This window comes from Asanoa sp. NPDC049475 (assembly GCF_040676915.1).
In the GTDB taxonomy this organism is placed as follows: Bacteria; Actinomycetota; Actinomycetes; order Mycobacteriales; family Micromonosporaceae; genus Asanoa.
Map to the genome: position 1 here is coordinate 228,536 of NZ_JBFAPY010000001.1, position 23,281 is coordinate 251,816.

The 23,281-nt window shown below is 70.5% G+C and carries 18 protein-coding genes and 1 tRNA gene; 8 read left to right on the forward strand and 11 right to left on the reverse strand.

Features of this window, described 5'->3' with window-relative positions; translation table 11 throughout:
• Positions 1–79 precede the first annotated feature (79 nt).
• Positions 80–1,282 carry an esterase-like activity of phytase family protein gene (locus AB0J88_RS01095; protein ID WP_364354473.1) on the forward strand — a complete coding sequence of 401 codons (1,203 nt, stop codon included), beginning with the start codon at positions 80–82 and terminating at the stop codon, positions 1,280–1,282.
• 82 nt (positions 1,283–1,364) lie between these two features.
• Complete coding sequence (locus tag AB0J88_RS01100) at positions 1,365–4,010, forward strand: Hsp70 family protein (protein ID WP_364354476.1); 2,646 nt, start codon at positions 1,365–1,367, stop codon at positions 4,008–4,010.
• 46 nt (positions 4,011–4,056) lie between these two features.
• Here AB0J88_RS01100 and ugpC read toward each other — a convergent pair whose 3' ends face one another.
• Complete coding sequence (gene ugpC, locus AB0J88_RS01105; RefSeq protein ID WP_364354479.1) at positions 4,057–5,148, reverse strand: sn-glycerol-3-phosphate ABC transporter ATP-binding protein UgpC; 1,092 nt, start codon at positions 5,146–5,148, stop codon at positions 4,057–4,059.
• 202 nt (positions 5,149–5,350) lie between these two features.
• Between ugpC and AB0J88_RS01110 the strand changes: the two genes are divergently transcribed.
• Positions 5,351–5,427: transfer RNA gene (locus tag AB0J88_RS01110), tRNA-Thr, on the forward strand.
• 73 nt (positions 5,428–5,500) lie between these two features.
• Here the strand turns inward: AB0J88_RS01110 and AB0J88_RS01115 are convergent.
• From AB0J88_RS01115 to AB0J88_RS01135, 5 genes are all read right to left on the reverse strand, one after another.
• Positions 5,501–6,250: a site-specific integrase gene (locus AB0J88_RS01115; protein WP_364354482.1), complete on the reverse strand. Its 750-nt coding sequence runs from the start codon at positions 6,248–6,250 to the stop codon at positions 5,501–5,503.
• Positions 6,251–6,642: 392 nt separating this feature from the next.
• Entirely contained in the window at positions 6,643–7,128 is a 486-nt protein-coding gene (locus tag AB0J88_RS01120; protein WP_364354485.1) for a hypothetical protein, read from the reverse strand.
• A 753-nt stretch (positions 7,129–7,881) separates the two neighbouring features.
• Positions 7,882–9,114, reverse strand: coding sequence for an APC family permease (locus AB0J88_RS01125; RefSeq protein ID WP_364354488.1), 1,233 nt, complete (start codon positions 9,112–9,114; stop codon positions 7,882–7,884).
• Positions 9,093–9,779 (reverse strand): phosphatase PAP2 family protein, encoded by a 687-nt coding sequence (locus tag AB0J88_RS01130; RefSeq protein ID WP_364354491.1) that lies wholly within the window; start codon positions 9,777–9,779, stop codon positions 9,093–9,095. The genes AB0J88_RS01125 and AB0J88_RS01130 overlap by 22 nt, the downstream gene beginning before the upstream one ends.
• Positions 9,780–9,831: 52 nt before the next feature.
• The gene (locus tag AB0J88_RS01135) at positions 9,832–11,193 is read right to left on the reverse strand and encodes a serine protease (RefSeq protein ID WP_364354494.1); all 1,362 of its coding nucleotides are present in this window, start codon (positions 11,191–11,193) and stop codon (positions 9,832–9,834) included.
• A 137-nt stretch (positions 11,194–11,330) separates the two neighbouring features.
• On the opposite strand from AB0J88_RS01135, the gene AB0J88_RS01140 reads away from it, so the two are divergent.
• Positions 11,331–12,557 (forward strand): DUF4032 domain-containing protein, encoded by a 1,227-nt coding sequence (locus tag AB0J88_RS01140; RefSeq protein WP_364354497.1) that lies wholly within the window; start codon positions 11,331–11,333, stop codon positions 12,555–12,557.
• A 22-nt stretch (positions 12,558–12,579) separates the two neighbouring features.
• Here the strand turns inward: AB0J88_RS01140 and AB0J88_RS01145 are convergent, their stop codons facing one another.
• Complete coding sequence (locus tag AB0J88_RS01145) at positions 12,580–14,409, reverse strand: NAD-binding protein (protein ID WP_364354500.1); 1,830 nt, start codon at positions 14,407–14,409, stop codon at positions 12,580–12,582.
• 117 nt (positions 14,410–14,526) lie between these two features.
• Between AB0J88_RS01145 and AB0J88_RS01150 the strand changes: the two genes are divergently transcribed.
• From AB0J88_RS01150 to fxsT, 4 genes are all read left to right on the forward strand, one after another.
• Positions 14,527–15,798: a hypothetical protein gene (locus AB0J88_RS01150; RefSeq protein WP_364354503.1), complete on the forward strand. Its 1,272-nt coding sequence runs from the start codon at positions 14,527–14,529 to the stop codon at positions 15,796–15,798.
• 33 nt (positions 15,799–15,831) lie between these two features.
• Positions 15,832–16,284, forward strand: a complete 453-nt coding sequence (locus AB0J88_RS01155; protein WP_364354506.1) for a class I SAM-dependent methyltransferase — start codon at positions 15,832–15,834, stop codon at positions 16,282–16,284.
• Positions 16,281–17,099, forward strand: a complete 819-nt coding sequence (locus AB0J88_RS01160; RefSeq protein WP_364354509.1) for a DUF3626 domain-containing protein — start codon at positions 16,281–16,283, stop codon at positions 17,097–17,099. Before AB0J88_RS01155 ends, AB0J88_RS01160 begins: the two co-directional genes overlap by 4 nt.
• A 71-nt stretch (positions 17,100–17,170) precedes the next feature.
• The gene (fxsT, locus tag AB0J88_RS01165) at positions 17,171–19,936 is read left to right on the forward strand and encodes an FxSxx-COOH system tetratricopeptide repeat protein (RefSeq protein WP_364354512.1); all 2,766 of its coding nucleotides are present in this window, start codon (positions 17,171–17,173) and stop codon (positions 19,934–19,936) included.
• On the opposite strand, the gene AB0J88_RS01170 is transcribed toward fxsT, so the two are convergent.
• Genes AB0J88_RS01170 through AB0J88_RS01185 form a run of 4 tightly spaced genes read right to left on the reverse strand, consistent with a single transcriptional unit; the run spans position 19,933 to position 23,091 of the window.
• Positions 19,933–20,145, reverse strand: a complete 213-nt coding sequence (locus tag AB0J88_RS01170) for a hypothetical protein (RefSeq protein WP_364354515.1) — start codon at positions 20,143–20,145, stop codon at positions 19,933–19,935. The two genes, fxsT and AB0J88_RS01170, sit on opposite strands and share 4 nt — an antisense overlap.
• A 47-nt stretch (positions 20,146–20,192) precedes the next feature.
• Complete coding sequence (gene nagA, locus AB0J88_RS01175; RefSeq protein ID WP_364354518.1) at positions 20,193–21,290, reverse strand: N-acetylglucosamine-6-phosphate deacetylase; 1,098 nt, start codon at positions 21,288–21,290, stop codon at positions 20,193–20,195.
• Entirely contained in the window at positions 21,287–22,213 is a 927-nt protein-coding gene (locus AB0J88_RS01180; RefSeq protein WP_364354521.1) for an ROK family protein, read from the reverse strand. The genes nagA and AB0J88_RS01180 overlap by 4 nt, the downstream gene beginning before the upstream one ends.
• A complete protein-coding gene (locus tag AB0J88_RS01185) occupies positions 22,210–23,091 on the reverse strand; it encodes a sugar isomerase (protein WP_364354524.1) in 882 nt (293 codons plus the stop codon). Before AB0J88_RS01185 ends, AB0J88_RS01180 begins: the two co-directional genes overlap by 4 nt.
• Positions 23,092–23,281: the final 190 nt, after the last annotated feature.

Genomic DNA, 23,281 nt, shown 5'->3' on the forward strand with positions numbered 1-23,281 from the left:
GCAGACCGGCACGGCCTGACAGCCGCCGTTCACATGACGCCCTCGGTTGGTTCATCCGGGCTGGCTAATTTCTCGGCTCATGACTCAACGTCGCAATGTTTGGGCGGGCGCGGCCATCGTCGCCGCTCTCGCCGTCGGCGTCGCCGGCCCCGCGTCGGCGCACGACGCCGACGAGTTCGGGCCGGCGACCCTGACCGGGTTCGCGTCGCTGCCGGCCCTGACCTTCGTGCCGGCCAGCGAGCCCTCCGGCTCCCTGTTGGACACCGCGCCGGTCAACGGCGTTGCCGCGCCGTGGGACGACCAGCCGGTGCAGGGCTTCTCCGGCATCGTGCGCAACGGTGACGGCAGCTACGAGGTGATGTCGGACAACGGCTTCGGCAACAAGGCCAACAGCGGCGACTTCGTCCTGCGGATCCACACCATCGCCCCCGTGTTCCACGAGGGCAAGGTCGACGTGCTCGGTGGCGTCAACCTGACCGACCCCAAGGGCTACGTCACCTGGCCGCTCACCCGCAAGGACCGCGTGCTGACCGGCTCGGACTTCGACGTCGAGTCGATCCAGCGGGCCGCCGACGGCACGTACTGGATCGGTGACGAGTTCGGCCCGTTCCTGCTCCACTTCGACCGCACCGGTGCGCTCATGCAGGCGCCGATCTCGCTGCCGGGCGTCTTCGCACCGGAGAACCCGCTCCGCGGCACCACGCCGAACAACATCAACAGCAGCAAGGGCTTCGAGGGCATGGCCCAGTCGCCCGACGGGCGCAAGCTGTACCCGCTGCTCGAGGGCACCGTCGCCGGTGACACCCCGGGCACGCTGCGGCTCAACGAGTTCGACGTGCGGGCGGGTGCGTACACCGGCAAGCGCTACGTCTACCAGCTCGACGACCCGGGCAACGCGATCGGCGACGCCATCGCCATCGACGGCCACCGGTTCCTGGTCATCGAGCGCGACAACGGCCAGGGCGCCACGGCGAAGGTCAAGAAGATCTACGAGGCCAGCATGAGCGACCGGGACAAGGACGGCGCCATGGACAAGACCCTGGTCGCCGACCTGATGAACATCAGCAACCCGAAGAAGCTCGGCGGGTTCGGCAAGACCTTCACGTTCCCGTTCCAGACGATCGAAGACGTCGTCATCCTCGACGACCGGACGATCGCCGTGCTCAACGACAACAACTTCCCGGGCTCGGCCGGCCGCACCGCCGGCGTTCCCGACAACAACGAGTTCATCACGCTGAAGCTGACCCAGGGCCTCAACGTGGACCAGCGCTTTCTCGACTGAGCACGGCTCCTGATCGAGGGGGTGCCCGGCACATAGGATGCAGGCCGGGCATCCCCTCGCCCGTTCGTGGAGGAGTCGGCAGATGCAAGGGCACGCGCTCGGGGTCGACCTGGGCACGTCGAACACGGTCGCCGTGCTGCGCTGGCCCGACGGGCGCACGCGTCCGTTGCTGTTCGACGGTCAACCGCTGCTTCCGTCCGGTGTGCTCCTCGACGAGGCCGGCCGGCTGCACGTCGGCCGCGACGCGCAACGGCTGGCCCAGGCCGACCCGGCGCGCTACGAGCCCAACCCGAAGCGGCACGTCGACGCCCCCGGGGTGCTGCTCGGCGACCGCGAGATCGCGACCGTCGACCTGCTGGCCGCGATCCTCGCCGCTGTCGCGCATGCGGCGGTCGAGGCGGTCGGCCACCTGCCGCCGGCCGTGCTGACCTATCCGGCGGTCTGGGGCGGCCACCGCCGGCAGGCGCTCACGGAGGCACTGACCCGAGCCGGCTGGCCGGGCAGCACCGTGCTGGCGCCCGAGCCCGTCGCCGCCGCGCGGTATTTCGCCGAGGCGCTGCGCCGCCCGGTGCCCGTCGGCTCGGCCCTGGGCGTCTTCGACTTCGGTGGCGGCACCCTCGACATCGCGGTGATCCGCAACGACGGACCCGACCCGAGCGGCCGCGTCCGGTTCAGCGTCGTAGCGGCCGGCGGCGTAGCCGAGCTGGGCGGCCTCGACCTCGACGCCGCCCTCGTCGAGCACCTCGGTCAGGTGGTGGCCGCCACCGACCCGGCCGCCTGGGACCGGTTGCGCCGGCCGACCAACGCCGCCCAGTGGCGCGACCGGCAGCGCTTCTGGGACGACGTGCGCGGCGCCAAGGAGATGCTGTCCCGGGCCGCTGTGGCCCCGGTCGCGGTGCCCGGCGTCGAGAAGGCCGTCCACCTCACCCGCGAAGAGCTCGAACGGCTGGTCACCCCCCTGCTCCGCCGGGGCGTCATGGAAACCGCCGCGGTGATCGCGGCCGCGCAGCTACGACCCGACCAGCTGGCCGGGCTGTTCCTGGTCGGCGGCTCGTCCCGGGTGCCGATGGTGGCCCGACTGCTGCACGCCGACCTAGGCGTCGCACCGACGGTGCTGGAACAGCCCGAGCTGCCGGTCGCCGAGGGCGCACTCGCGGAGCTGCCCGCACCGCGCACGGCCTACGTCCCGGCCCAGGCCAGCGTCGCACCGCAACCCGCCCACGCGGCCGTCTCGGGCACCGCGACGGTTCCCCCGGCCGAGGACGCCCGGCCGATCTCAGTCGCGCCGGCCTCGCCCGCGCCGAGCGCGCCGAGTTCGCCACCGAACACCGGCCCGTGGAGCGCGCCGCCGGCACCGGCCCGGCGCGCTCCGCGCAAGGTGCTGCTCTCCCTCTCCGCGGCCGCCCTCGCTCTGGTGGTCGCCGCCGTCGTGGTGGTCGTCGCGCTGCTCAAGGGCAACGGCTACGACAAGGTCAAGTTTGCCGCGTTCAGCGACGTGGGTGATTCGCTGCCGGCGGCCGGATCGACCTACTACTCCTGGACGCACGTGCTGGGTGACCGGGCCTACTTCGCCTTCCCGACCGAGCAGAAGAAGCTGACGGTCGTCGCCGCCGACGCCACCACCGGCGAGCAGCTGTGGAGCGTGGAGGTGCCCGACGCGTCCGACAACTGGCAGGGAATCCGGGCCGTGCCGGGCGCGATCCTGGCCTACGCCAACGCGACCACCAGCACCCAACCTGACAAGCTCTCCGTGCTGAGCCCCGACAACGGCAGCCGGATGTGGTCCGTCGACCTGTTCGACGACGACGAGACGTTCGTGGTCGCCGACCGGCTGGTCGTCGTCGACCGCAAGAACGCCAAGCTCGTCGGCTACGGCCTGCGTGACGGTGCTCAGAAATGGGACCGGGCGTTCCCGAAGGACGAGTACGACGCCACCACAACCGCCGTATACGGCGCGCAGACGCCGACGGACGTGACCGGACCGGCGGACTTCGCCGGGGTGGCGCTCGACCCCGACCGCGGTGACGACACCCGGCTCGTGCAGATCGGTGCCGACAAGTCGGTGCGGGTCGTCGACGCCGTCTCCGGCGACATCCGCGGGGAGCAGACCGCTGCGGCGGATCCGGGCGACCTGGTCACCGTGTACGACGGCCAGCTGTTCGTCATCGGCAAGAACGAGGCGACCGAGCTCGTCGCGATCGACCTGGACGCCCTCGACAAGCCCCGCCTGGTCTACCGGGCCGACGACCCGAAGCGCCGGGCTACCGCGGTGAGCCCGTGCGGGGAAGACCAGATCTGCGTGCTGGAGCAGACCAGCTTCGACGCCAAGACCACCGAGCTCGTCGCGGTGCCCCTGGGCAACAAGGGCAAGACCTGGAAGCGGCCGGCGGCCGGCGCCGACGCGATCCTGCCGGTCGGCTCCCACGTGGTCGTGCAGAGCGACGAGGGTGGGACCCCGCGGGCCGTGGGCTACGACGCCGAGGGCAAGCAGGTGCTCGACACCGCCGGCGTCGCCGCCCGGGTCAACGGGTCAAGCGTGCTGGTCTTCGGGCAGGCGCCGACCGCCACCGTCGATGACTACAACGTCGTCGGGTGGGTGCTCGGTGAGGCCGAACCGGTGCAGCTCGGCGCCCTCGGCGGCGTGCGCGCGGGCACCTGCACCTGGACGACCACGGCGATCGCGTGCGTCGGGGAGACCGACCTCAAGCTGCGCCGGTTCGCCGGATAGCGAAAAGGCGGGCCGGTCGCCCGGCCCGCCTTTGTGACGCGAGTGATCAGATGCGCGTGCCGGCGGTCGCGTGGAACGCGTGGTGCCGGTCGGCGCGGGGCTTGACGAACACGGTGTCGCCCATGTTGGGCATGTGGCGGCGGTCGGTGCGGATGGTGAACCGCTCCGAGACGCCGTCGAGGGCCGCGTGGCCGTAGATGTTGGCGTCGGAGCCGAGGTCCTCGACGAGCTCGACGACGACGGGCAGGCCGCCCTCGGTCGGGCCGACCAGGTCGCAGTCTTCCGGCCGGAAGCCGATCGTCACCTTGTCGCCGCCGCCGTTGGCCCGGGCCTTCTCGACCTCTTCGCGGGTGAGCGGGACGACCATGTCGATGAACTTGGCGCCGGAGTCGGTCAGCGGCACGGTCTTGATGTTCATCGCCGGCGAGCCCATGAAGCCCGCGACGAAGACGTTGGACGGCCTGTCGTAGAGGTTCCGCGGGGTGTCGACCTGCTGGAGCACGCCGTCGAGCATGACTGCCACCCGGTGGCCCATCGTCATGGCCTCGACCTGGTCGTGGGTCACGTAGACGGTGGTGATGCCGAGCTTGGCCTGCAGCGAGGCGATCTGGGTGCGGGTCTGCACGCGGAGCTTGGCGTCGAGGTTCGACAGCGGCTCGTCCATGAGGAAGACCTGCGGCTCACGCACGATCGCGCGGCCCATCGCGACACGCTGGCGCTGACCACCGGAGAGCGCCTTCGGCTTGCGGCCGAGGTATTCCTCCAGCTGGAGCAGGCCGGCGGCCTCCTTGACGCGGCGGTCGATCTCCGACTTGGAGGTCTTGCGCAGCTTGAGCGCGAACGCCATGTTCTCGTACACCGTCATGTGCGGGTAGAGAGCGTAGTTCTGGAAGACCATCGCGATGTCGCGGGCCTTCGGCGGCAGGTGCGTGACATCGCGGCTGTCGATGTGGATCGAGCCCTCGTCGACGTCTTCGAGGCCCGCGAGCATGCGCAGGCTGGTCGACTTGCCGCAGCCGGAGGGGCCGACGAGGACGAGGAACTCGCCGTCGCCGATCTCCAGGTCGAGGTGGTCGACCGCAGGCCGTTCAGTGCCCGGGTAGATCCGGGTGGCCTGCGTGTAGGTGACCGTAGCCATGGGGGGACACCGCTTCCTTTCACCGGCAGGAACGTGCCGGACGATCCGAGTGAAAAGAGCTGCCGGCACGTCAAGGTGCCGACACCAATGCTCGTCACCGTAAACGTTTCTCGCATTCGTGCCAAGGGCAGGCCGCGACTCCTGCCCCATTTGCCCTGGCAAGCGCCGGCTGCGTCGAGGCTCGCTATGCTGTGCTCTACCTGCCCCTGTAGCTCAGTTGGCCAGAGCACTCGCCTTGTAAGCGAGATGTCGCCGGTTCGATCCCGGCCGGGGGCTCCATCTCCACCAGCCAGATCGTCGGTGGCCCTGCCGCCAGGCAGGCCGTTGACAGCAACGATGACAGCAACCGGGCTCATGACAGACGCCCGTCGAGCTTCCCGAGGGCCCGCCGCATCGCGTCAAGGTTGGCATGCGCGTAGACCTTAAGGGTGATCTTGACATCGGCATGTCGGGCGATGGCCTGGACGACGTGCGGCGGGACGCCAAGCTCCATCAGGAGCGAAACGACCGTGTGCCGCAGGTCGTGAAGACGAACGTCCGGCATCTCTGCCGTGTCGCGTAGCCGGGCGAATGATCGACTGAGGTTGGTCGGTTCGATCGGGGTGCCGCGCTCCGAGGGAGAGACAAGATCATGGTCTTCCCATATCTCGGCTAGCTCGGTTCTCTCCACCGGCTGGCGCTCCTGGTGCTCCAGCAGGGTAAGCCAGGTGACGTCGGGCAATGGGAGCACGGCCTCTGAGTCCTCGGTTTTGGCGTCCAGGAGGTGTAGCTTCCCGGCAACGCGTTGAACCGTCTGCTGAATACGCAGGGTGCCTTCGTCGAGATCGAGATCTGACCAGCGAAGACCCAGCAGCTCTCCCCTTCGCAGCCCCATCGTGGCTGCCACCACGTACAGCGCATGGAGCCGGTGGCCGGCAGTGGCGCTGAGGATCTTGCGGACCTGGTCTACAGACAACCCCTTGCCAACCTTGTATCGCGGTGCCGGCACGCGTACGAGCTTGGCAACGTTGCGGGATATCAACTCCTCGCGCATGGCGTGTTGCAAAGCGTTACGGAGCACCGCGTGTACGAACTGGATGGCTGGGGCATCGTCCGCGGTCACGGTCCGTGGGTAGTTGCGGAAGGAGCCATCCCGCCTGCCATCGACCCGGGCGAGCCGAGCAAACCACCGCCCGGCCCGCCAGCGTCCGAACCCGTGTCGAGGTCCGCTTGACGTGGCGGGCCGGGCGGCCCGCTCCACAGGAGTGCGGGTCGACGGCAGACGGGATGTCGATTGTGCTCATGGTCCCACCGTTGTTCGTAGCCGCATTCCTGCCCGGCTCCACGAAGACGTTCACGCGGTCGTGGAGTTAGTATCACTCACACGACTTGGCCATCGTCCACTTCCACGTTCAACATCGCTGGAAGTCAAGATTCGCCCGTGGTGGGCGCGTTGGGCGACGGGGAGGGCGAAGTCCTAGCCGTGAACGCTATGGCTTGAGGTCTCACATGGGTTCACAGGTTGTAATAAACGCCGCTTGTTCCGCAACGCTGCCAGCCGGAACTCGTTGAATTATTGTAGTAGAGATCTATGCAGACCCGGCTTTTCCCCGTAGCCGCCGACGAATAGCCAGCCCAGAATTCATAGCGTGTTGCGGTATTGCGATGGGTCAAACTGTATGTGCAGTCTTTGGTGACTCGCGGGCCTTCCCAGGTGCCTGAACTGGATGACAAAATCAACCAACCTGTGATCTTGCATCCGGTAGCGGACGTGGCTTTCGCACCGATCTGCAGAAAGGCGTCATGGTCCCAGTTGGCGCCCGACGTCTCGATAATCGAAGTAACGTTGATGAAGTTTTCGGGTCCGATGTTGAAGCAGCACGTGTCCCAACTCTGGGCCTGGGCCGGCGCTATAGTGGCAATCACCGTTCCTCCTACAACGGCCCCGAAAGTAAGAATTCGTGCGACCATCAAGCGTCCACGGCTGAGCAGCTTCTTCATTGGTTCCCCGTTATTTAGCTCGCTGAGAACGGCCGATACCCGTTGGCCGTTGATTGGGCAAAGCCTATACGTTTTTCTTGCATATGGTCAACCCATTCTGCTCGCCCAACGGGCATCGACCCGGGTCGTTCACCAGCCTGACAGTTCCTGTTCACTTTTCCACTCTGAGGACCTGGCAGGCGGCAGGGCTGGCTTCGGATCGCGACCGACGGAACAATGGCGGGCCATGAACGAGTCCCTGCTCTGGGTGATCATGGTCTCCGTTTTTTGGTAAATGTTTGAGATCTCCGATCCTCGCGCCGCGACGGCTACTCGGGGAGCATGTGGAGGCTCTACGGCAGCGGCCTGCTGCTGTTAGCGGTCTTCGCATATGCCGCGACGGGCTGGAACGAGGGCAACTGTCGCTGGCCGGTGCGCCGGCTAACGGTGGGTCGACGAGGACCAGGTCCAGGCCGTCACCACGCCGTCGGAGGTCGATCGTGAGCGAACAAGGACGACCACTGGTGACGACGTCCGTCCAGGTGACAGAGCCTGGCCGGCGCGATGACCAGGCTGGCCGGAGCCGCCTTACCTTTACTTGGTGAACTGGGGGAATGCTGTCGACAGCAACGGCGACAGCAACCGGTACGGACGAGGAGAGCCGGCGCTTGCCGGACATGGACAGTCGCCCGACGCGGACGCCGACGGACCCCGCCGGACAGCGCGCCCAGAACTTGTAAGCGAGATGTCGCCGGTTCGATCCCGGCCGGGGGCTCAGAGAGAGGTCGCCAAGCGACGAGCGCCGTACCAGAGCGCCCCGACCACCAGGATCGCCGCGCCGGCCAGCAGGCCTCGGGTCGGCACCGTCGCGGCCAGCACCAGGCACCCCGCCAGACCCAGGGCGGCCAGCACCCGCCTGAAGTGGGAGTCGCGCAAGGTCAGGGCCGATGCGTTCGCGATCGCGTAGTACACCAGCACCAGGCAGCTCGACGCCGCGATCGCGTTCGTCAGGCCGCCGAGCAGCACCAGGACGATGACCGCGGCCGCGACCACGAGTTCGGCCACGTGTGGCACCTGCGTCGACGGGTTCACCGACGCGAGCGCGGCGGGCAGGTCGCGGCGGCGGCCCATCGCGAGAGCCGTCCGCCCTACGCCGGCGAGCAGCGCGACCAGGACGCCGAACACCGCCACCACCGCACCCGCCCGGACCGCCGACGCCAGCCCCGACGAACCCGCCACCGAGGCCACCGACGCGAGCGGCGCGGTTGCGGAGGCCAGGCCAGACGGGCCCAGGACCGCCAGGGCGATCAGCGCCAGCGCGAAATAGATCACCAGGACGATGCACAGGGCCAGCGGGATCGCCCGGGGGATCGTGCGTGCCGGGTCGCGGACCTCCTCGCCAAGCGTGGCGATGCGGGCGTAGCCCGCGAATGCGAAGAACAACAGGCCAGCCGCGGCCAGCACGCCACGGGCGGACGGCGCCGGCCCGAGCGACAGCGAAGGCGTGCTCACCAGGCCGGCCACGAACACCGCGGTCAGCACCAGCAGTGTCACCGACACCAGGACCAGGGTCACCCGGGCCGTCTTCGCTATGCCGCGCAGGTTGAGCGCCGTCACTGCGACCACCGCCAGCACCGCGACCACGCGGGGATGCGCAGGCCAGGCGTACGCGCCGATCGCCAACGCCATTGCCGCGCAGCTCGCTGTCTTGCCGCTGACGAACGCCCAGCCCGCCAGGAAGCCGGGGAACGCGCCCAGCCGCTCCCGGCCGTAGACGTAGGTGCCGCCGGACTCGGGATAGAGCGCGGCCAGCTGGGCCGAGCTCATCGCGTTGCAGAACGCCACGAAACCCGCCACGCCCAGTGCGACCAGGAGGCCGACTCCGCCCGCAGCGGCGGCGGCCGGTGCGAAGACCACGAAGACGCCCGCGCCCAGCATCGAGCCCAGGCCCACCACGACCGCGTCGCGTAGGCCGAGGCGGCGGGCTAGGCCTCCGGTAGTTGCCACGGAACTCGGTCGATCAGGCGGGAGATGAAAACGCCCGCGAGCACTCCGGCGACCGAGTCGGTCAGCCAGTGGAAGTCGAGGTAGATCGTCGTCACGAAGACGATCGCCGGCGGGGCTATGCGCAGCCACAGCCGGGCCGTGCGGTTCAACCAAGGGGCCAGCAGCAGCGCGATCACGCCGTACCAGACGACGGTGTTGACCAGGTGGCCGGACGGATAGCTCACGTCGTACGTGCCCGGTGGCAGCGCGCTGTTGAAGAGGTCGACGGCGTTCGGGCCCTCGTACCCCGGCGCCGCCCGTTCGGTCCAGATCTTCAGCGGCATGATCACGATGCCGGTCAGCAGGAATGCCGCCACGACCGGCAGGACCGGCCAGACGTTGCGGCGGCGCACCGCCAGGAACAGGGCGATGACCAGGCTGATCAGGGTGAGTGGGGTGCCCTGCCCGAGGAAGTTGAAGACCCGGGCCAGCCAGTACGTCGCCTGGCTCTGGTGGCTGACCACCCAGTCGTGGGTGGCGGTGTCGACACCGAGCAGGCCGCCGGCCGCCAGCACGCCGGTGAGCAGTGCGAACAGGCCGACCAGGAGGCCGTCGAACCACCAGCCGGCGGGCCGCACCGGCTGAAGCCGGAGCGCCGCCGCGCGTTCGGTGATCGCGTTTCGCACGTGACCACGGTATCCGCGCGGCACCAGACCGGACGGCCCGCCTACCGCAGGTTCACAGAAGCTTCTTGATCCGGTTGTAGATGAGGTCGATCCGGACACCGCTGTTCGGGCAGCCGCCGAAGTGGTGCAGGGCGATCACCCGGTCGGTCTTGCGGGAGATGACCGGCGAACCCGACGAGCCACCCGCCGTGTCGCAGTAGTACGAGACGTCGCTGTCGGTGGTGTAGCCGTCGTACGCCGGGTCGTTGACCGCGCAGATGCCGCCGTTGTCCTTGTCGCTGCCCATCGCGATCATGCCGGGGTCGCCGCCGGGGTGCTGCGGGATGTAGACCTCGCTGCCGCGGGTCGGCCGGGTGGTCTCGATGGTCAGGTAGCCGAACTTCTGCACCTGGGCGAAGTTCTCGACCGTGAACAGCGTGTAGTCGAGGTTGCGGTTGGTGCTCAGCACCTTGTCGCCCCACACCTTGGTGGCCTTGAACACGGCGTGCCCACCGCACTTCGTGCACTGGTAGTCGAACCAGACCTCGGTGTCGTACGCGTCGCTCGAGGTGACCATGCAGTGGTTGTTGGTGAGCATCCGGTTGGTCGTGCCCAGCCGCCAGCCGGTGCACAGCTCGGTGCCATTGATCAGCAGCCGGGCGACGGCCTTCGACTTCTTGTAGGCGGTCGGGTCGGCCGACTTGTAGCAGACCGCGTCGCGCGCCTCGTTGCTGCCGCAGACGCTCTCCTCGCGGCCGTTCTCGGTCAGCGCCCGGTCCGCCGCGTCGGCCTTCTCCTGCTCGGCGTCCGTGAAGCCGCGGGCCACCTTGTCGACCCGGACGCCGAGGCCGGCCGCCTCCCGCACGCCCAGCGGGTCCGGGATGGCGCGGTGCAGGGTGACCACGGCCGTGTCGCCGGTCACCGACATCGCCCAGCGGCCGGCGCCGTCACCGGCGGCCTCGGCGCGGCTGCCGAGCAGTCCGCCGACCACGTCGAGCGGGTCGCTGTCGATCCGGTGCACCTCGGAGCGGGCCGGGTCGGCGACCGTGACGTAGTCGCCCGGCAGCATCGCGAGCTCGTCGAAGTGCACCTTCACGTATTCGGCGCCTGGGTAGGAGAAGGTCTGCGTGGTGCCCTCGCTGCGGTAGCCGAGCAGGCTGTCGACCGACTCCAGCGCGCCGACCTGCTGGCGGCCCACGGCGTCGATCACCGGGCCGATGCCCTCTTTCCGGGGAGCGGCGGCGACCGGTCCGGCGGCGGGCGCCTCGGCCCGCGCCGCGGGCGCGTCCTCCGCCACCGCAGCTTCGGCCCGGCCGAGCCCCGCGCTTCCCGCCGGCTGTGCTTCGAGCGGGTCGCTGGTCATCGCGTACGCCGTCGCGCCCGCCAGGACCACCGCCGTGCACGCACCCGCGACCAGCGCCAGAGTCCGCCGCATACCTGTCTCCCATCGGCTCCTACGTGGACTGCCAGCCAGGAGAAAAGCCCCAGAGCAGACAATCAGATCATCTCGCCACTGTGTAACGAGCCACGGACACCTGCGTAGCGGCAACGTGAGCGGGCAGACTTGAACCCGTGCGCATCACTTCGGCCCTCATCGACCCGGCGTTGCTCGACCTACCGTGGTCGACGCCGCTGGAGGAGTGGCCGGCCGACCATCTCGTCGCCCTGCCCCAGGGCATCTCCCGGCACGTCGTGCGCTTCGTCCGGCTGGCCGGCACCGTCTACGCCGTGAAGGAGACCGGCGAGCGGATCGCGGAGCGCGAGTACGACCTGCTCCGCGCGCTCGAGCGGATCGACTTCCCGGCCGTGGAGGCGGTGGCGATCGTCGCCGACCGGACCGACGACGCCGGCGAGCCGCTCGACCCCGTGCTGGTCACCCGGCATCTCCAGTTCTCGCTGCCGTACCGCGCGGTGTTCTCGCACACCCTGCGCCCGGAGACGATGAACCGGCTGCTGGACGCGCTCGCCGCGCTCCTCGTCCGGATGCACCTGACCGGCTTCTTCTGGGGCGACTGCTCGCTGTCCAACACGCTGTTCCGGCGCGACGCCGGCGCCTTCGCCGCTTATCTGGTCGATGCCGAGACCGGTGCGCTGCGGCCGTCGCTGAGCAACGGCCAGCGCAACGAGGACGTCGAGATCGCGCGGCTGAACATCTTCGGCGAGGCGCTCGACCTGCAGGCCGCCGAACTGCTCGACGAGGCCATCGACCCCGAGTGGGTGGCCGACGAGGTGATCGCCCGGTACGAGCGGCTGTGGCACGAGGTCACCTTCGAGCAGGAGGTCGCCCGCGACTCGCGACACGAGATCGAGAAGCGGATCCGCCGGCTCAACGAGCTCGGCTTCGACATCGCCGAGGTGTCGATGTCGGTGGGCGAGGGCGGCCGGGCGTACGTGCGCCCGAAGGTGGTCGACGCCGGCCACCACACGCGCCGGCTGCTGCGGCTGACCGGGCTCGACGCAGAGGAGAACCAGGCGCGGGCGCTGCTCAACGACCTCGACGCGTACCGCGTCGACACCGACCTGACCGACGAGCAGCAGGCCGCGCACCGCTGGTTGATCGAGGTGTTCGAGCCGGTCGTCCGGGCCGTGCCGGCCGACCTGCGGCGCAAGCTGGAGCCCGCCGAGCTGTTCACCCAGGTGCTGGAGCACCGCTGGTTCCGCTCCGAGGAGTCCGGCCGCGACGTCGGGCTGGCCGCGGCCGTGCAGTCCTACCTAAAGGACGTGTTGGTGCACCGGCCGGACGAGCAGGCCGTGCTGGGCGTGGACGTGCCCGAGCTGTCGGCGGCGGAGTCAGTCTGAGGCTGGCCGAAGATCAATCGGTTCAGTCTGAGGTGCCGGCCGGGCTGCCGTCGGCGACGGTGGGGTCCTCGGGGACCTGCTGGGTCGGCAGGGCCGGCGCCGGGCCGGCCTGTTTGATCAGCCAGCTCAGCCCCGCCCGCCGGGCGATCACGGTCAGCTCGTCGCCGGGGCCGAGCACGGTGTCCGGCGCCGGCGACCAACGCGGGCGTTGACCGGCCTGGAGCAGGGCCATCACGCGTACGCCGCGGGTCTGGTCGGCGTCCCGCACCGGCCGGCCGTCGAGCGCCGAGCCCTTGGCGACGACCACGATCGTGACCAGCAGCGCGTGCCGGCCCACGGGGACGGTCGCCACCACCTGCCGCTTGCGCAGCACGGCCGCGAACTCGGGAGCCGCCAGATAGGAAACGCTGTGCGAGCGGAAGATGCCGAACGTCGAGCGGATCCGCTGTGCCAGGTCGCCGTCGAAGAGCCGCAGCACCACTCGCAGGTCCGGCTGCAACGCCCGCCCGTTGAGCGCGGCCTGGAGGTTGGTCACGTCGTCGGTGGACACCACGACCAGCGCGCGGCAGGCGCTGACCGAGGCCTCGACCAGGGTCTCCTCCAGCGCGGCGTCGCCGATGATGACCGGGATGCCGAGCTGCTTGGCGACCACGGCGCCGCGCGCGTTGGGCACCTTGTCGATCGCGACCACCTCGACGCCGAGGTTGTGCAGCTGGCGGATCACCCGGGTGCCGACGTTGCCGAGCCCGACCACCACGACGTGACCCTCGCGCGGGACGGCGAGCCGGCCGGCGCTGAGCGCGAGCCGGGCGTTGACCATCGCGTCGACCACGGCGGCGGTGATCAGCGGGACCAGCGCGAGCCCGGCCACGGTGAGCACGATCTGCATGAGCTGGACCGCGATGCCCTTGTCGACCTCGACCTCGGCGCCGTTGAGTGCGGTCAGCAGGGTCGTGTAGACAGCCTGCCACGGGTCGAGGTGGGCGGCTCCGTCGGCGCGATAGAGCAGGAAGCCGAAGACCAGCGCGATTCCGAGTACGGCCGCCGTGATGACGCCGATCTTTCGGCTGAAGAACGACCGGAGCGCCTTGCCGGTGCCGTAGAGCGGTCGCCGGAACCGGCGTGCCCGCGCGATCCGGTTGGCGGCGACCTCGGTGGCCGGCTGCGCGCCGGTGGCCTCGGCCAGCACCAGGTCCGCCTGGTCCGGCTCGGGCAGCACGATCAGGTGCGCCGGGTCGCTGGTGTCCGCGATGCCGCACACGACATGCTCCGGCCGTACCTCGGCGCGGTGGGCCACCACCAGCGTGCGGCCGTAGTGGTGGAAGTTGGTCGGCGCCACCTCGCCCAGGGCCGCGGCGACGAAGGTGGGAGCGGCCATCGCCGCGTCCGAGAGCACCTCGCAGTCGCCGAGCAGCCGCTTCACGCCGTACCCGAGACCGGTGTTGAACATCCGCAGCACGATCCGGACCCGCGACGCGATCTCGTGCGCGGTCAACGCGGCGTGGATGTTGCCGACGTCGTCCTGCTGCATGAGCGCGAGCCCGGCGGCGGTCTCCAGGCCGGCCGAGCGCAGGGTCGCCTCGTCGATCCGGTCGGCACGGATGACCCGGATGCCGCGGATCTTCGTGATGTCCGGCGCCGTGGGATGCCGGATGGGCGGCACCACGACGGTCACCCGCACCGTCGCGGGTCCGAGGGCGTTGACCAGGTGGTACGCGAGAGCATCGTGACCGCAGACGATGTAGTGCGGCCGGGCGTCCCCGTTGGGGCGCAACAGGCCGCCCGCCGTGGGCTGGCGCATGATCCGGGTCTCGACCGCGCGACGGGCCCGGTTGCGCCAGGGAACGACCATGAACGGGATCGTAGGTGCTGACCGCGCTCGGAGAGCAACGGAATACGAGCTTGCGTCGTTGGTCCGTTTGGTGAGTTAGGCGGCAAATGCCGCTAATGCGCTACGGAATGGACTGACATGACCAAGTGGATCTATCGCGCGGTGGGTACGGTCGGCGTCGCCGCCGGTGGCGCCCTGCTCCTGGCGGGCGGGGCTGCACAGGCCGACCCGATGAACTCTCCGGTGAACGACCTACGCGGTTCACTCGACGGCTTCCTCACTCCGATGGGCGACCTGCAGAGCGCCGCTCCGGTCGACGCGGCCCCGGGGCAGCACCTCGGTTTCCTCGGCGCGGTCCCGGCGAACCCGGCGGCCGGTGTCGACCCCGCGGCGTTGGAGGCCGGCCCCGCACCCGCGCCCATCTCGGCTGACAGCCTCACGCTGCTCGGCTTCGGCGACAAGAAGCTCGGCGTCGACACCGTCGGCGACACGGTGAGCTCGGTCGGACCGCTGGCCGACAACCCGACCGGCGTGCTCGGCGACGACCAGCTGCTCAAGGGCCAGGCGACGACCGGCTCGGCGCTGCCGGTGGTGGGCGGCAGCCCGCTCGGCGAGTCCCCGCTCGGCGCGCTCGGCAACGACCCCCTCGGGCTCGGCGGATCCGCCCGCGGGCTGACCGGCGCGCTCGAGGACGGCGTCGACCAGACCGGCCGGACGCTCAGCGACGACAACCTCAACACGATCGGGAGCGACTCCCAGATGCGGACCCTGGGCAGCACGGTAGACGCGGACCAGCTCGGCGGCTTCGGTGGTGGCACGTTCGACTCGCTCGGCGGGCTGGACTCGCTCGGGCGGGGCGGTGGACTGCCGGACCTCGGCGGCGCCGGTGGGGTCGGTGGGTTGGGCGGCGGGGCGCTCGACGAGCTCGCGAGTGACCCGCTTGGCGCCGTCGGCAAGCACGCCGCACCCGACCCCGGCGACTTCGGCGTCGCCGACCTGCGGGGTGGTGACCTCGACGGGATCGGCGGTCTGGTGCCGCCGCTGATCGGCGAGGCGCTCGAGGCCGAGATGCCTCCGGGCTTCCTCGGCGGCCTCACCGAGGCCGACGACTCCGTGGTCGGCCTGCCGGTGGTCGGCAACCTGCCGCTGTCCGGGGTCGACACCAAGGACTCGCCGCTCGGCGACCTCCAGCTGCTCAACTCGCTGGGCTCGTTCGGTGGCGGTGCGGCGCCGGCCGTCGGGACCGCCGCCCCGGCACCCAAGCCCGCGCAGGCGCCCGCGCCGGCCCGGACCCAGCCGGCACCGTCGCCGACGGCCGACGACGGCGGCAACACCCAGCGGACGCACCGCCAGTGGTCGCGCTCGTCCTCCGAGCGGCCGGTCGACGGCGAGGACGCCGACTTCCGCTGACCCTTCCCGGCGCCGGCGGCGCATACTGCGATCATGGGTTTCGCGCTGCCGGCAGGCCGAACCTGGGACGCCTCCGCGTACCACCGTGTATCGGTGGCGATGGACGCGATGGCGGCGGAGGTGCTCGACCGGCTGCCCCTCGACGGCTCCGAGACCGTGCTGGACGCCGGCTGCGGCACCGGGCGGATCAGCGCGAAGCTGCTGGCCCGGCTGCCGCGCGGCCGGTTGATCGCCGTCGACGCCGACCCGGAGATGGTGACCGTCGCCCAGGAGACGCTTCCCGAGGTGCTGCGTGTCGACCTGCTCGACCTGGCGTTGCCTGAGCTCGACGAGATGCTGTCGTATCTGGAGACGGTGCCCCTCGGACCCTGGGCGCAACGGGTGCCGCCTTCCGAGCGCGCCGAGTTCGTGGCGTCGGTCTGGGGGAGGACGCCTGGCGACACGGTGGACTACGTCCGCCTCAACATCACGGGGCGGCGGGGATGAGCTGGGAGCAGGCGGTCGCGCACGTGGCGATGCGGTCGGCGGGCGAGCCGCTCGACCCGGCGCTGCGGGTAACGGTGCACTTCCACCCGGACCGGATCTTCGCCGGCGAGCCGATCCTCGGTGCGATGGCCCGGGACGGCGTCTACCGGTCCCAGTTCGAGACCGGCACGAGCAACGGCGGCCTGACCGCCTTCCCCGGCGGTGACCGGTGGCGGTGGGAAAGCCGGATCTTCGGCGGCGCGTACGACACGGCTCTCGCGCAGTCGCGACCGAAGTACGGCTCGCTCAACCACCGGCGCCGCCCGGCCGGCGGCTCGCCCCGGTTCGGCTCGGCCCACCTGCGGCTGCGGGCCGCGACCCTGGCGCGGACCACCTTCTGCTATCCCGACAGCTTCCTGGAGCCGGCCGACTTCGGCGTCGCGGCCAGGATGTCGCTGATCGCCCTGGCAGAGGCCGACGAGCAGGACTACCTCGACGACTACATCGAGGCGCACGTGCACGGGGTGATCCGCTTCGCGGACGACGTCGAGGCGGTGGTGCTGGACCCCTGCTACCGCGACACGGCGATCGAGGAACTGGCATCGGCGCTGGCCTGCCCGGTGGAGTGGCATCACGGCTTCACCCTGCCGGTGTCCGAGTTCGTGCGGCACCCGGAGTACCGCGGCCCGGAGATCATCGAAGCGGGTCTGGCCATCGCCCAGGACGACCGCCTGGACGCCCGCATCATCGGAGCGGCGGTCAACGCGGGCAAGGACGACCCCCAAACCCTGAAACGCGTCTGGCACCACGTGGCGCGCTTCGGCGGCGCTTTCTGAGCGTTTCTCTGTCTCGAAAAGGACAGTTAGGACGATGTACTCGCTCAAAACGACCGGGTAGACCTTGTTGGATGAGCGGCGGCCGTAAGCGCACCCGCGGCGTAGTCGACGTGTTCGTCTCCTACGCCGGCCCCGATCGGCCGTGGGCCGAGTGGGCGGCATGGCAGTTGCAGGATGCCGGATACTCGGTCGAGCTGGACGTGTGGCATTGGCGAGCCGGCGACAACGTGACGCTCCGGATGAACGACGCGCTCGAACGTGCCGGACGGATCCTCATGTTGTGGTCGCCGGCCTACTTCGACCCGAACCGCTTCACCGCCGACGAGTGGACCGCTCTGCTGGCGGAGCGTCCCGAGGAACGTCCACCGCTGATCCCGCTGCGGATCACCGAGGTGTCGCCGCCGAGGTTGCTCAAGCCGTTGGCCTATCGAGACGTGTACGACCTGGACGAGGAGCAGGCCCGAAAGAGCCTGCTGGAGGCCGTCGGCGGGAAGCGTGACGCGCGGGGCCGTCCCGAGTTCCCGGGCACCGCGAAGCGGAAGCCGCTGCGTGAACCGGCGCCACGACTGCCCGGCGTGCAGCCGTCGGTGTGGAACGTGCCTCAGCGCAGCCCGCTGTTCACGGGTCGGGAGGGCCTGTTGGCCACACTGCGCGAGAAGTTCGTGGGTGGACGCGGCGCGGTGGTCCAAGCGATGCACGGCATGGGTGGAGTGGGCAAGACCACCCTGGCGATCGAGTACGCGCACCGCTTCGCGGGGTCCTACCAGTTGGTCTGGTGGATCGACGCCGAGCAGGCCACCTTGATCGGTGACATGTTCGTCGCGCTCGGCATCGAGGCCGGGTGGGTCTCGGCCGACGCCCCTACGGCCAACGCGAGTGCGCTCGTGCTGCAGCGACTGCGCCACGAGACCGGGTGGCTTCTCGTCTTCGACAACGCCTCGCGCCGCGAGGACGTCCATCGGTGGCTGCCGCAAGGGCCCGGGCACGTCCTGGTGACATCGCGCGACCCGGGATGGAACCAGCTCGCCGATCCGCTGTCGCTGCCCGAGTTCGCGCGGCTGGAGTCCATTGGCCTGCTGCGCCGCAGCCTGCCGAACATCACTGACGACCGGGCCGATGAGCTCGCTGACCGCTTGGGCGACCTGCCGCTGGCAGTCGCGCAGGCCGGCCAGGTGCTCGGTGAGACCGGCATGCTCGTCGCCGACTACCTCGCGATGCTCGACAAGCAGACGACGCTGATTCTGGCGGAGGGCGCGCCAGACAACTACCCGGCCCCGCTGGCCGCCGTCGTGCAAACCGCGATGGAGCGGCTGGCGAGCGAAGACGAGGCCGCTGCCCAGCTGTTGCTGCTGTGCTCCTTGCTGGGTCCGGACCCGATCCCCACCGACCTGTTCACAGCGGCACCCGCCGCCCTCGGACAGCCTCTTGCCGACCTGGTGACCATGCCTTTGGCCTTCGGTCACTCGATGCGGCGAATCGGCGCGTACGGCCTCGCTCGCCTCGACGAAGGCACCCTTCAACTACACCGACTCACCCAGGCCATCCTCCGGGACAGCGCCGGTCCGGTCGATCAGCCCGCACTGCGCCTCCGGGCCGAAACGGTCCTGGCCGCTTCCACCATGGACGACGGCCGCGATCCGGTGCTCTGGCCGAGGTGGGCTCAACTCATACCTCATCTGACGGCCCTGGACCCGTCGACGAGCACTCATCGCGGTCTTCGGCAGCTCACCTGCGACGCCAGCTCGTATCTGATCGCGCACGGCGACGTAGACGCGGCGCACGCCTTCTGCGCCCATCTCTACAGCGAGTGGCAAGAGCGCCTTGGCCCCGATGACTCGCAAACGCTGTTCGTGGGCACCAACCTGGCGATCACCTATTCGTCGATGGGACGTTATGCCGATGCGTACCGCCTCAACGAAAAGATCTACGATCGCCGGCGTCGCGCGTTGGGCGACGACCACCCTGACACCCTCATCTCGGCCAGCGACCTCGCGGTCTGCCTCAATCACCTAGGCCGTTACGACGAGGCGCTGCGTCTTGACCGTGACATCTACGAACGACGTCAGCGTCTGCTCGGCGACGACCACCGGGACACCCTCAACTCGCTGAACAACCTGGCCGCCGTTCTCAGTGACCTGGGCAGCCACGCCGAGGCGGTGCGCCTGGGCCAGGACGCCCATGAGCGGTGCCAGCGCGTGTTCGGCCCCGACCACTATCAAACGCTGACGTCGGCCACCAACCTCGCGGGCGCACTCAATCGCGTGGGCCGCCACGACGACGCCGTGCGGGTGGGCAGCGATGGCTACGAACGGTGTCAACGCGTGCTCGGCGACAATCACCGCGATACCCTCACCTCCGCCAACAACCTCGCGGTCGCCCTCTACCACCTCGGTCGTCGTGATGACGCCCTGCGCCTGAACCGAGACGCCTACGAGCGGTGCCGGCGCGAACTCGGCGACGATCACCCCTACACCCTCCAGGCAGCCAGCAACCTCGCGGCGATGCTCCACGATCTGGGCCGCCGGGACGAGGCTTTGCGCCTGAGCGGAGACACGCAGGAACGCCGCCGCCGCGTGCTCGGTGACGAGCACCCGGTCACACTTTCCTCCGCGCAGAACCATGTCGGCGCCCTCACCAGCGTGGGCCGCTTCGGCGATGCCGCGCGACTGGGCCGGCAAACCTATGACCGCCGCCGCCAGATCCTCGGCGAGAGCCACCCTGACACCCTCGTGAGCGCCAGGGAGCTGGTCAAACTGCTCCGGATGACCGGAAAACCGGGGCAGGCGCGACAACTGGCCCGGTCGGTCCGGGAGCACGAAGAAGCGCCGCAGGCCTAGGTGCCGTCGTGTCCGGTGCCGGTGCGGATGGCACGTACTACCGGCCAGACCGCGGCCAGCCCCGCGCCCCAGACGAGGAGGCTGGCTCCGCCGGCCAGCCAGCTCAGGCTCTTCTGGTCGCGCAGGCTGAAGACCACCGTCGCCAGCAGGAGGGCGCCGGCGATGGCGCTGCAGAACATGAAGGTCAACAAACGCCGCCTTGCGGTCACCTAGGCATCATCGCGTGCCCGTGCCACCCGGCGCGGACAAACGGCTCTCAGCTCACCCAGGAGCCCGCGCGCATGACCCGCACCACGCGTAGGTCGGTGTCCAGGATGGCCAGGTCCGCGCGCCAGCCCGGTTGCAGGGCGCCGACCGTCTCGCCCAGGCCGATCGCCCGCGCGGGCGTCGTCGCGGCCATCCGGCAGGCGTCGACGATCGGGATGCCGGCGCCGACCGCCTGGCGCAGCGCGGCGTCCATGGTCAGCGTGCTGCCGGCGATCGCGCCGTCGCTGGCGAGGCGGGCCACCCGGTCGCTGACCGTGACCGCCTGGCCGCCGAGCTCGTACGCGCCGTCCGGCATGCCCGCGGCCGCCATCGCGTCGGTGACCAGGGCCGCCCGGTCCGCGCCCGTGACCGAGGCGGCGAACGACAGCGTGCCGTCGTGCAGGTGGACGCCGTCGGCGACCAGCTCGCAGACCACGCTCGGCGCGCCCAGCAGGGCGAAGACCGGGCCGGGCTCGCGGTGGTGTGGCGGGCGCATCCCGTTGAAAACGTGCGTGCCGACGCTGGCGCCGGCGTCGACCGCGGCCAGCGTCTGCGCGTACGACGCATCGGTGTGCCCGACGGCGGCGACGACGCCGTGCGAGACCAGCATCGAGATCGCCTCGACCGCGCCCGGCAGCTCGGGCGCGACGGTGACCATCCGGACCGCGCCGCCGCCCAGGGTGATTAGCTCGGCCAGCTCGGAGACCGAGGGATCGCGCAGATACGCGGGGTTCTGCGCGCCGCACCGGACCGCCGACAGATACGGTCCCTCGAAGTGGATGCCGGCCAGCACCCCGGCGTCGACCAACGGGGTGAACGCCGCCGTGGCCGAGCGCATCAGCGGGAACGGCGAGCTGACCAGGCTCGCGAACAGCGTCGTGGTGCCGTGCCGCAGGTGGAACGCGGCCGCGCGCAGGGCGGCGTCCGGGTCGCCCGTGGTGAAGGTGTCACCGCCGCCGCCGTGGTTGTGGATGTCGACGAAGCCGGGCACGATCCACTGTGGATCGCTGACTTCGGAAGGGGTGACCGCGCCGATCTGGCTTCCGGTCACCTCTACCGAGCCCGTCACGACGCCGCTCGGCGTCACCACCCGTCCGTCGATCCTCACGCCGCCTCCAGAGCGTCCCCGCCGAGCAGCCCGGCGCCGAGGCAACCCGCCGCGTCGCCCAGTGCCGCTCGGACCAGCGCCGGTTCGCGCTGGAAGGTCAACCGGGCCCGCAGGCCCTCGCCCAGTGGGTCGAGCAGCTGCCCGCCCGCCTCGGCCAGGCCGCCGCCGATGACGATGACCGCCGGGTCGAACAGGGTCTGTGCGACCGTCAGGCCGTCGGCCAGCGCGTCGACCACCTCGTCCCAGGCGCGGACCGCGACCGGGTCGCCGGCGCTAGCCGCAGCGGCCACCTCGGCTGCGGACAGCGGCACACCGGCGAGCGATGCGTAGCGGCGGGCCAGCGCGGACGCCGAGGCTTCCGCCTCCAGGCAGCCGCGCGCACCGCAACCGCACTGCGCACCGCCGGGACGGATGACCACGTGCCCGACCTCGCCGGCCGCCCCGTGTGCCCCGGCGAACGCGCGGCCGTCGACCACGTGGGCGGCGGCGATGCCGGTGCCGATCGCCAGGAACAACACGTGCCGCTCGCCGGTGCCGGCGCCCAGCCGGGCTTCGGCCACCCCGCCCGCGCGCACGTCGTGGCCGAGCGCCGCGGGCAGGCCGAGGCGGTCGGACACCAGGTCACGCAGCGGCAGGTCGCGGAAGCCCACGTTGGCCGCCCAGACCGCGACGCCGCGCTCCTCGTCGACCACCCCGGGCACCGCGAGGCCGGCGGCCACCGGGGTGAGCCCGTTGGCTCGCGCGGTGTCGGCCAGCCCGGCGGCCACGTCGAGGATCCGCTCGGCGACAACGGCACCACCGGCGGCGGCGTCGGTCGGGTGCCGTTCGGCGTGCCGCAGCAGACCCGCGCTGGTGACCAAACCGCACTTCATCACCGTGCCGCCGACGTCGAGCGCCACGACCACCTCGTCGGGGCCGGTCATCGCTGGTCCAGCACGACGGAGCGGGTCAGGTGGCGCGGCGCGTCGGGGTCGAGCCCGCGGTGCTGCGCGAGCGCCACCGCGAACCGCTGCGCCAGGATCAACTCGGCCATCGGATCAAGCGTGGCACCATCGCCGCCGCTCACAAAAGTTGCCCCGGTCGCCGCGACCTCGTCAGCCAGGCCGGACGGGGGCGGGCCGAACGACCAGACCGCGCGGCCGGGCGCGGCGATCGTGATCGGGCCGTGCCGGTAGTCCATCGCCTGATGGGCCTCCGTCCAGAAGGCCGCCGCCTCGCGGCACTTGAGGGCCGCCTCCTGGGCGAGGCCGACCGTCCAGCCCTGACCGAGGAAGGTCAGCTGCTCGACGGCGGCCGGGTCGAGCGGCAGCGGCGCGTCGAGTGCGCGCCGCGCTTGCTCGGCCAGCGCGGCGACGTCTTCGCCGAGGCCGGCCCGGAGCAGGGCCAGCGTGGTGGTGGCGAACCGCGTCTGCACGACCGACCGCTCGTCGGCGAACGGCAGCGCGATCGCCCTTCCGGCCGCGGAAGCGGCGGGGCCGGCCGGGTCGCCGACGATGACCAGGGACGGCGTAGAGAGGCCGGTGAGCAGGTCGACGACCTCGGTGGTGGTGCCGGACCGGGTGATCGCCACGACCAGGTCGTAGTGGCGGTCGCGCGGGAACTCCGATGCCTGGAACGCGTCGGTCTCGCCGTGGCCGAGGCTTTCGCGCCGAGCGGCGTACGCCATCGCCATGAACCAGCTCGTGCCGCAACCGACGACGGCGACGCGTTGGCCGCGGCGCGGCAGTGGCTCGGGGTCGAGCGACGCCGCGCGGACCCAGGCGGCTGGCTGGGTGGCGATCTCCGCCTCGACATGCGTCACAGAGCACCCCCAAACGGAGCTTGCGCGAATCAGTTCGATACTCGCTGTTTCCGCGCGTTATTGTGCAGGAAGACGTATCGTGCGGCAAGCATGCGCGGATCGTGCACGTGTGCGCATCCAAGACGTTGCTTGGCGGCCGTTTCGCGCACTAGTGTGCACGCAATTACAGGGTCCGTGCCAGGGGGTCGAT